Origin of the sequence: Photorhabdus heterorhabditis (assembly GCF_001280945.1) — a bacterium.
Lineage (GTDB): Bacteria > Pseudomonadota > Gammaproteobacteria > Enterobacterales > Enterobacteriaceae > Photorhabdus > Photorhabdus heterorhabditis.
On sequence record NZ_LJCS01000103.1, the window covers coordinates 1 to 8,003 of the forward strand.

Consider the following 8,003-nt stretch of genomic DNA (forward strand, 5'->3'; position numbering starts at 1 on the left):
ATTATATAACGGGTTATTATAGCCAGCTTCGCCCCCATGGGTACAACAATGGGTTGACACCCAACGAATCAGAACGATTATTTTGGGAAAACTCTAAGCTAGTGACCAATTTTTATTGACCACAACACTAATCCAGTGACAGCGAATAATGGATTAGTTTATAAATCAAATCCTAAACATACTCTTGGTGGTGATGGAAATCGCCGTAATGCGGGAATAGAACCAAAAGACTCATTGAAACTTTTTGAAAATTCAATTCCAAGCTCTAAAAATTATGGTAATAAAGAAGTTAGATTCGCTAAGGATGAAAAAGGTAATATTCATAGATTCGAAGGTACCAATGGGGAATATCACTGGAATGGCAGCTCTGGAGATATAAAAAACCAGTTAACAAGTAAACAGATTCCAAGCGACATTCAAAAGAAATTGGGAGTTAGGTTGAAATGATTTATGGCGATCCGTTTTATTTTTCTCTTCAGTTCGATGCTGTTGAATCATGGAACTCATCTGATGGCTTTTGGAAAAATGGCATCTTCTTTTTCTATTTGGATGGATATAAAATATTTGATCTTTTGGATGTTTTTGAGCTGAAAACAACCTTCAGTTTTTATTCAAATATGAAAATAGATGCATTGGTATGTAATGATGTCAACATTGAACCAGTTAGCCTGTATAGAAATGCTGAGAGCTATTTCACAGGGGATGGAGAAAATCTCATTGAGGGGCTGTTCGATATGACATGTACACCAATGGGAGATAATGGATATTATGTTTACTTCATGAAAACGAGCCATAATGATCGTTTTGTATGGAGTAATGATGATGGAAAAACAATAAATGAAACATTATTACCACCTGGTACTGTAGGCTCTGTAATTAAAAAATTATCTAATTATTGATGTTAGAAACATAAATCACGGCCAAAATGAACTACCCCAAATGTTAAATAATCATCCGACATTGTAAAAGGGGTAGTTCATTACGTCTGGGAAAAGTGGCTTATCAGGCTGAAAAGTCGCGTCGGGGCGTTGTGGATCGAGCCTCAAACCGCACTGGGGAAAATAGCTTGTAACTTACTGATATAATTGTAAAAATTGGCGTTTGGCAATCAACTTCGCAATGGAATGCGTTGTTGTGGATAATAATGCTCTAGCTGTACCAATGCCACCGATAGCGGGTTCAAACACGGGTGAAGCCGTGAATGAAGCAAATCAGACGATAGCTTCAGCTTTGGACAAAAAATTGAAGGAAATGGGAGAGTCTATAGAATAAGGCGACTCAATGTTCCTTTGCCTGGGTATGTTCGTCAGATTATGTAGATGGTGAGAATCAACCCAATATATCAAAGGATCTGACAGATTCAGAGAAAGCCGAACTTGGTGGTTCAGGAACACCGGGAGGACATGATCCCGAAGATAAGCAGAATGCCAGAAATAACAATCATATTGGCAAATGGTCAGTTGATGAATTGTTAAATGGAGCAAAATATACAGATCCGGCCTCAAAATTTGACACTGGCTGGTCGCGCTCTACAAAAACATGGTAGTCGGCCAGGTAGCATTTTTCCAGAGGCTAAAGGAAACCCATCTGCGATAAATGAACAAGGCCAAAAAATTGTAGATAGTATATTGAATGACCCGAACAAAAAGGTGATTCAAAGTAATACAGGACGATACGTTCAAGTTACTGATGTTATATCTTTAGTGGGCGTGGATTACGTTATGATGCTCAAGGTAGGCTTATAGGATTTTTGGAACCGCCGAAATGACAAATAAATTAACCGCACAAATAGCGAGCTTGCCAGATCGAGAGAATGTTGTTTACGAGATCTTTTGGGGTACAGATCAAGTAGCAGAAGTCTCAAATGAACCTGAGTATGGCATGAGAATAGAGATCTTTTCTTGTCCGCATGGAGGAATATGGAACTTTGACTTTAGAGAATTCCGTGCTCTTGTAGAGCAAGTAGAAAAAAATATTATCTAAATATTTACCTCCTTGGTTTGTAAAAGCCGGGACTGTTTTTTTAGCCTACTCCGTCAACATCTTGAATGCACAAGAGGAAGATATTCGCCGTCTACTGACGCTACCGGGTATTGGTCCACTGGGGGCATTCGCTTTAATGATAGCGCTGGGAGAGAGTACGGATTTCAAAAATGGCCGCCATTTTGCCAGTTATCTGGGGCTGGTTCTAAGAGAACACAGTAGTGGTGGCAAAGTCGGGTTATTGGGTATCACGAAACGCGGGGGATGGCTATTTGCGAGGAATATTGATTCATGGTACCCGTTCAGTTGTTTATCAGGTGCAAAAAATCCCTGACGAACAATGTAATGGATTACAACGCTGGTTAAAAGGCGTGATAGCCCGCAGCGGGCTCAATAAAGCGGCAGTTGCCCTGGTAAATAAAAATGCCCGAATAGCCTGGCATAAGTTGCGGTAAATGTTAGCGGCTTTTACTCCCCTAGCTTGAGCACGTATTATACGTTGTTAGTCATTGGATAGCCTCTTGTGGAGATGATGTTTAGACAAATAGTATTATTTTCTATTAGGTTAGCCAAAAATTTAAGCGGCGTCTATGGTATGAATTGTAAAACGAGTTGTGTGTTATGCACATTTGCACGGCTGATAAAGCTCATTCACCTGACCCCATCAAAGGGTCGGGTGAATGAAAGCGGTTGGTGAGCTGGGGAGGCGAACCAACATCAGCGGTGTAACTGTGTATAACGCTTATTTAACGAAAGATGGGTAGTCATATTTTTAATCATTATGACATATATAGGTATAAATTTTTTGGTTGGTAAGGTATGTGTAACTCAGCTTACCTTTTCGTTTGTCAAGTTAATATGGGATGTAAAGGATCTTGTTTTAGTATTATTAGCAAAATTTAACCATGTATTAAGATATTTTTGCATCGCCAAAATATATGGTAATCCTAAAGTTCCCAGAATGGATCTGTATGCCAGCTTTCTGGAAAACCAGTAGAATGTAACAGTGGTATTACTCTTGGGAATTCATGTGTTAAAGTGTGAATATCTTGGCCCACGTTTATGCCCAGTTTTAAGATTTTGCTTAAATGGTGAAGGGTTGCAAGAAAAACATAGATACGATTGTTATTCGCTGGAAGTATAGAAAGGTGTGGGATAATTTCTGCTGGGGCTCTTAAATTTGAATTCCAAAGACGATTATGATGTGCACATTTGTTTCTTACATCTCTTAATCCACTAATCCATCCAACCAGCGTTTCAAATTTTTTTACGCCAAATTCTTTGGCTAAATTGTTAAGGATGTTTTCTCGTTCTGATATTTGAAAACGACGTTTGTCCAAGCAATCGTAAATAACAAATATATTTCCCAATGTTGCTAATTCACCGATAATCCAAAAAGGGGGTAGGGATTTATAATTATCATTTTTCTCATTATAGTAAATAAGGTTTCATAATTCTGCTACACATGGCTTTCTTCAACTAATTGTTATACATAGAGTTATATGTTACGTGGCGTGTGTAAGGTGTAGCACTATTTTGGAAAGCTATTTACTTTTCCTTATAATGAGTGGCATATTTTTCATTACAAGATGTAAATGAATTTGATAATTTTGAACGTAATAAATTTATTTTATTTGCTTTTTTATTAAAGAAATTTTTATCGTCGAGATACCAAAATGGATCATCTGTATATACCCGTAATCATTGAAGATGCTTGATTTTATCCGAAATGGAGATCATTATCCTCGCTATGAAAATATTTATTACATCAGAACAAAAAATCAAACTTGAACGTCTTCACGACACCACTCGTGATGGTCAGGTACGAGACAGAATAAAAGCGATCCTTCTGGCTTCTGAAGGGGGGAGTTCTGTGATGATAGCCCAGGCATTGCGACTCCATCAGACCACTGTTGACCGCCATATCAGTGATTACCTTAATCACGGTAAACTTAAATCTGATAATGGGGGTCTGATAGTTTGCTTTCTCGAGAACAAACTGATTTTTTAATCAATCACTTATCTCAACATCTTTTCCATCACACCCATGAAATCGTGGCCTATGTTGCTCAGCTCTGGAATATTACCTTTAGCATTCCCGGCATGAATAAATGGCTACACTATCAGGGTTTTTCTTATAAAAAACCTTGTGGTGTCCCTCATAAATTCGATGCAGAGAAACAGCGACAATTTATTGAATATGATGAAAATCTTAAAGTTGCCGCGAAAGACGAACCTATCCTTTTTCTTGATGCTGTTCACCCGACTCAAGGCACCAAACTCAGTTATGGCTGGATGCGAAAAGGCGAGAAAAAAACCGTCAAGACAACAGGAAGCCGGACTCGCCTGAATATATTGGGTGCGCTCAACCTGAATGCCATTGGTCGTACGGTGTTCCAGGAATATCAAACCATCAATGATGACAACATTTGCCGTTTTTTCAATGAAATAAGAAAGTCTTATCCTAACTATCATCAAAAAATTCATCTTATTGTGGATGGGGCGGGTTACAACAAAGCTCATCTTGTGAAGGAGTGGGCTTATGTGAGCAATATTGAATGACATTACCTTCCGCCATACAGCCCAAATTTAAACCCGATAGAGCGATTATGGAAGGTCATGAATGAACAGGTTCGAAATAACCGTTATTTCGCTAATAAACAGGAATTTCGAGACAACGTCTTCAAATTTTTCACCACAACGCTACCGGATATAGCGGACTCGCTGATGTCTAGAATTAACGACCATTTTCAGGTGCTAAAAACTGCATCTTGAAGTTTCTTGGGTATATTCTGATATAGTATGATCTAGCCTACTGCGAAATTTTATTTCGAGTCGAGAAATTATGCGAAATATGTAATTGCGTAATGATTCATCGAAACGATAAATATCAAGGCCGTTTTCAAAAAAAATGCCATCACGAAATTGCTTTTTCCCTTCTTCATCTTGATACATGAACTGGAATAGGTAAATTTTAAAACGATAATAGCTGATAAATGATAATATGTGTTCAGCTAATGCTTTATTTTTGAAATTTAGCCCCTTTTCCTCTAAATCACTAATAAGGTCTATAGGTTTACGATGCGACTTTGCGTAGGGGATATGAACCATGATTTAAGATTCCATAAAAAAAACCCGCTTACGTTCCCGGAGGAAGGTAGCGAGCGTTGTCGATACTTGTGTTACCAGAGAAGAGAAAGATGTCAATAGCATATCAATGGGTTTTTGCCTTAACAGTAGGGTGTTTGATGCTATCTGTTTGTTGCTGTAGGATACTTGTTGCTGATTGTGGCTATTGCCGCCAGCAAGGTGCTAGGGTCACAGATGATGGAAATCATGCTGCTGATGCCGAAAGATATTCGGGATAAACCCCAGTTGAGAAATCAACTGGGGTTTTCTCGTTCTTTTTAATTAAGAAGGCAAAAATTAGTATACGGAAATCCTATTTACTGGTATTTGTTAGTACTATAAATTGTACATCTTTTTTGTCTCAACAGAAGGTACATTCATAGGAAAGCTTTAAGTCATGCGGTTTCTCAGCATCGTGAACATCAGAAAAACACAGATTTTTGGCTTTTATAACTATAGTACTAAATGATGATAGAGGAAGGTTATGCAATCAAAACGCCGAATTTCTGAACTTAAGCAAATGTCCGTAAAAGAACGCAAAATTGAAGGCATGCGTCGAGCTAGGGCTGCTTTTGATCTGGCTGAACGTACAGGTACGTTAACGAAACGTCCTGTTATCGTTGAGTGCTGTTCTTTTCGTTAGCTTGATAAAGCTTTGTCTGTGACTTCCTTTTGAGTGGTGGTGAGCTTTTAGGTTGGTTTACCTAGTTCGTAATTATTCTTCGGGTGTTTTACACAGACCCATACACTCAGTTCTCCGTGCTGTTTCTCAATGTACTGCATTTTTATCTGGCTATTCGCTTGACTAAGTGAGAATTGAAAGGGATTCATCCCCAGCAAGAGCCATTTTGATTGCTTGTTTCAAGCTTGATCTAATATGAAGCTTATCAATGGCATCCTTGATATCTTGCTTTTCATGAGCCATTGTTAATAGCCCTTCAATACCTTTACGGTGAATTAATTTTATAAGCTTATCTACTTCGCATAGATTTAAGGCGTTAATATGGGCATTTGTCATGGTGTAACTTTTCTTGGTGACTCAATGTTGTCGTTTGCCAGTAATAATATCCATGAATTTATTCCAGAGAGTTTGTGTCAGCTTGGGCATAGCCTATCAGCGCTGAGTTCTCTATTACCGATGCTGTTTACCATGTATGAAAAAGCGAGTGGTGAATATCGTCGTAGAACTTCGAAAAACGAGATAAAATAGCTTTGTCAAATGAAACCGGAAAATTTTTGGATGGTTTTCCGGTTTAAAGGCATAAACTATCGCCGACAGGGTGTTCGATACTCATCAGAGCTGATTTTTCCCTTTCCCGAGGTCTGAACTGGCATCGAGATGTCGTCACCGTGCACTTTGCCCGGCATCAGCACGCACTAGACGTAGAATATTGAGGGCTGTTTTTGCCTCGATCAGCACGTTCAAAAAAGTATTGAATGCCATCTGGTGTAGGGGCTTCTGTCCAGCCAGTTGTCCGCCATTTTTTCATTAACATCGCGGAGTAAGCCCTCGGAGACAAACGAGACTGAGTTGTTGCGGACCGGTAGGATGACATATTGGGCATCTTCCCGTATCTTTGAGGAAAAGAAAACAATGCGTCATCATAACGTAACAGATATTACGGTTGTAGTACTAAGTTTCCACATAGCTTACGTATAATTCTCACTAACCCCGATTAATTTCTTTAAATTTCTGGATAGTGTGTTTGATGGCTTGTTCTGTTGGCAAACGTTCCATTGAACTCGCTCCATAGAACCCATGACAATTGGGACAATGAGCCATAATATAGGCGACATCCTCCGGTTCCAAAATTGGGCCACCGTGACATAAAGTAATAATGTCATTTCGGATAGCTTTAGCTGCCGAAGCACAAGCGTTAATGATTGGTATACAAGATTTCAGATCATATGATGTATTAGCACTAATATCACCGCCAATGGTTAACCCCAGATGTACGACGATGATATCAGCACCTGCTTGTGCCATAGCCTCAGCCTCTTTTTCATTGAAAACATAAGGCGTGGTCATCATTCCTTTTTCATGTGCCAGGAGAATAAGCTTCACCTCCAGTGCATAGCCCATGCCTGTTTCTTCCAGGTTTTTTCTGAACTTTCCATCAATAAGTCCTACCGTTGGGAAGTTCTGAATACCAGCAAAACCTTGTGCCTTCAGTTCATCCAGGAAAAGAGATAAATTACAGAATGGGTCAGTACCGCAGACACCCGCCAATACAGGTGTTTCCTTAATTATCGGCAATATTTCATTACCCATTTCTCTGACAATTTCATTTGCATTACCGTATGGCATTAATCCGGCCAATGATCCTCTGCCCGCCATTCTGAAGCGTCCAGAATTATATACGATAATGAGGTCTGCCCCTCCTGCTTCCTCGCAACGCGCCGAAAGACCACTACCTGCACTCGCCCCAATAATAGTTTCGTTACGTTCGACTTTTTGTTTTAGAGTTTCAATAATCTGATTATATTTTTTCTGCATAAGAGATTCCCTGGTGTTCTATAATTTCCTTGAGTTGTTGTATTACAAGAGCACAAAATTGTGGTGAATTGATGTGAAAAGGTGTTTTTATAACTTTTCGTAATTCTGTTTGTTTTATTGTTTTTTTTAGTCCATGACAGAAAGCCTGTGTTGATGCAGGTAAATAAAAAGGTTGTTCAGGGCAATCTAGTGCAGAGAATCCGCCTTCCGGAATAATGAATCGAATAGGTCCATGACACTTATTAAGTTTGTTCCCTATCCAGATACCAGGGCGCGAGCATACTTTGACTCATCTTCATCCAAAGAACACTCTTGCACGATAATCATCACTCCAGCCTGCTTTCTTGAGCTTGTTTCTCTGGCTCGGGGCGCCACAATCACATTGTTTAACCAT

The 8,003-nt window shown here is 39.2% G+C and carries 13 protein-coding genes and 3 pseudogenes; 10 read left to right on the forward strand and 6 right to left on the reverse strand.

Annotation, left to right across the window (positions count from 1 at the left end; all coding sequences use genetic code 11):
• Window positions 1-135 precede the first annotated feature (135 nt).
• The 6 genes and pseudogenes from AM629_RS19990 to AM629_RS23100 form a co-directional block, all read left to right on the forward strand.
• Window positions 136-447 (forward strand): hypothetical protein, encoded by a 312-nt coding sequence (locus AM629_RS19990; RefSeq protein ID WP_054481423.1) that lies wholly within the window; start codon window positions 136-138, stop codon window positions 445-447.
• Complete coding sequence (locus AM629_RS19995; protein ID WP_054481425.1) at window positions 444-899, forward strand: immunity 42 family protein; 456 nt, start codon at window positions 444-446, stop codon at window positions 897-899. Before AM629_RS19990 ends, AM629_RS19995 begins: the two co-directional genes overlap by 4 nt.
• 220 nt (window positions 900-1,119) lie before the next feature.
• A complete protein-coding gene (locus AM629_RS24055; RefSeq protein ID WP_161804252.1) occupies window positions 1,120-1,272 on the forward strand; it encodes a hypothetical protein in 153 nt (50 codons plus the stop codon).
• A gap of 203 nt (window positions 1,273-1,475) precedes the next feature.
• The gene (locus tag AM629_RS20000; RefSeq protein ID WP_054481427.1) at window positions 1,476-1,745 is read left to right on the forward strand and encodes a tRNase toxin domain-containing protein; all 270 of its coding nucleotides are present in this window, start codon (window positions 1,476-1,478) and stop codon (window positions 1,743-1,745) included.
• A gap of 19 nt (window positions 1,746-1,764) precedes the next feature.
• Window positions 1,765-1,983, forward strand: coding sequence for a hypothetical protein (locus tag AM629_RS20005; protein ID WP_054481429.1), 219 nt, complete (start codon window positions 1,765-1,767; stop codon window positions 1,981-1,983).
• Between the two features lie 61 nt (window positions 1,984-2,044).
• A pseudogene (locus AM629_RS23100) lies at window positions 2,045-2,438 on the forward strand (transposase); the annotation flags it as partial.
• Window positions 2,439-2,930: 492 nt separating this feature from the next.
• On the opposite strand, the gene AM629_RS20015 reads toward AM629_RS23100, so the two are convergent.
• Window positions 2,931-3,425, reverse strand: coding sequence for an Abi family protein (locus AM629_RS20015; protein WP_083451966.1), 495 nt, complete (start codon window positions 3,423-3,425; stop codon window positions 2,931-2,933).
• Window positions 3,426-3,733: 308 nt separating this feature from the next.
• Here AM629_RS20015 and AM629_RS22720 point away from each other — a divergent pair.
• Window positions 3,734-4,758 (forward strand): annotated as a pseudogene (locus AM629_RS22720) (IS630 family transposase).
• Here AM629_RS22720 and AM629_RS25350 read toward each other — a convergent pair.
• Window positions 4,741-5,094, reverse strand: a complete 354-nt coding sequence (locus AM629_RS25350) for an Abi family protein (RefSeq protein ID WP_054481436.1) — start codon at window positions 5,092-5,094, stop codon at window positions 4,741-4,743. The pseudogene AM629_RS22720 and the gene AM629_RS25350 overlap by 18 nt on opposite strands.
• A 168-nt stretch (window positions 5,095-5,262) precedes the next feature.
• Here AM629_RS25350 and AM629_RS25055 point away from each other — a divergent pair, with 168 nt between their 5' ends.
• Both AM629_RS25055 and AM629_RS24060 read left to right on the forward strand, forming a co-directional pair.
• Window positions 5,263-5,394 carry a hypothetical protein gene (locus AM629_RS25055; RefSeq protein ID WP_262500095.1) on the forward strand — a complete coding sequence of 44 codons (132 nt, stop codon included), beginning with the start codon at window positions 5,263-5,265 and terminating at the stop codon, window positions 5,392-5,394.
• Window positions 5,395-5,596: 202 nt separating this feature from the next.
• Window positions 5,597-5,755 carry a hypothetical protein gene (locus AM629_RS24060; RefSeq protein WP_161804253.1) on the forward strand — a complete coding sequence of 53 codons (159 nt, stop codon included), beginning with the start codon at window positions 5,597-5,599 and terminating at the stop codon, window positions 5,753-5,755.
• Window positions 5,756-5,917: 162 nt separating this feature from the next.
• On the opposite strand, the gene AM629_RS20035 is transcribed toward AM629_RS24060, so the two are convergent.
• Window positions 5,918-6,130 (reverse strand): hypothetical protein, encoded by a 213-nt coding sequence (locus AM629_RS20035; protein WP_054481438.1) that lies wholly within the window; start codon window positions 6,128-6,130, stop codon window positions 5,918-5,920.
• On the opposite strand from AM629_RS20035, the gene AM629_RS20040 reads away from it, so the two are divergent.
• Window positions 6,116-6,322: a hypothetical protein gene (locus tag AM629_RS20040; protein ID WP_054481439.1), complete on the forward strand. Its 207-nt coding sequence runs from the start codon at window positions 6,116-6,118 to the stop codon at window positions 6,320-6,322. The two genes, AM629_RS20035 and AM629_RS20040, sit on opposite strands and share 15 nt — an antisense overlap.
• 157 nt (window positions 6,323-6,479) lie before the next feature.
• On the opposite strand, the gene AM629_RS23720 is transcribed toward AM629_RS20040, so the two are convergent.
• The 3 genes and pseudogenes from AM629_RS23720 to AM629_RS22725 all read right to left on the reverse strand — a co-directional run.
• Window positions 6,480-6,668: a hypothetical protein gene (locus AM629_RS23720; RefSeq protein WP_149617588.1), complete on the reverse strand. Its 189-nt coding sequence runs from the start codon at window positions 6,666-6,668 to the stop codon at window positions 6,480-6,482.
• A gap of 110 nt (window positions 6,669-6,778) precedes the next feature.
• Window positions 6,779-7,609 carry a phosphoenolpyruvate hydrolase family protein gene (locus AM629_RS20045; protein ID WP_054481442.1) on the reverse strand — a complete coding sequence of 277 codons (831 nt, stop codon included), beginning with the start codon at window positions 7,607-7,609 and terminating at the stop codon, window positions 6,779-6,781.
• Window positions 7,593-7,877 (reverse strand): annotated as a pseudogene (locus AM629_RS22725) (Tm-1-like ATP-binding domain-containing protein); the annotation flags it as partial. The gene AM629_RS20045 and the pseudogene AM629_RS22725, both read right to left, overlap by 17 nt.
• Between the last annotated feature and the right edge of the window lie 126 nt (window positions 7,878-8,003).

Coding starts and splice junctions, on each gene's coding strand:
- AM629_RS20040 (WP_054481439.1), top strand. CDS start 6,116: ATGGGCATTTGTCATGGTGTAACTTTTCTTGGTGACTCAATGTTGTCG.
- AM629_RS20005 (WP_054481429.1), top strand. CDS start 1,765: ATGACAAATAAATTAACCGCACAAATAGCGAGCTTGCCAGATCGAGAG.
- AM629_RS23720 (WP_149617588.1), bottom strand. CDS start 6,668: ATGTCATCCTACCGGTCCGCAACAACTCAGTCTCGTTTGTCTCCGAGG.
- AM629_RS24060 (WP_161804253.1), top strand. CDS start 5,597: ATGCAATCAAAACGCCGAATTTCTGAACTTAAGCAAATGTCCGTAAAA.
- AM629_RS24055 (WP_161804252.1), top strand. CDS start 1,120: ATGGAATGCGTTGTTGTGGATAATAATGCTCTAGCTGTACCAATGCCA.
- AM629_RS19995 (WP_054481425.1), top strand. CDS start 444: ATGATTTATGGCGATCCGTTTTATTTTTCTCTTCAGTTCGATGCTGTT.
- AM629_RS20035 (WP_054481438.1), bottom strand. CDS start 6,130: ATGACAAATGCCCATATTAACGCCTTAAATCTATGCGAAGTAGATAAG.
- AM629_RS25350 (WP_054481436.1), bottom strand. CDS start 5,094: ATGGTTCATATCCCCTACGCAAAGTCGCATCGTAAACCTATAGACCTT.
- AM629_RS20045 (WP_054481442.1), bottom strand. CDS start 7,609: ATGCAGAAAAAATATAATCAGATTATTGAAACTCTAAAACAAAAAGTC.
- AM629_RS20000 (WP_054481427.1), top strand. CDS start 1,476: ATGGAGCAAAATATACAGATCCGGCCTCAAAATTTGACACTGGCTGGT.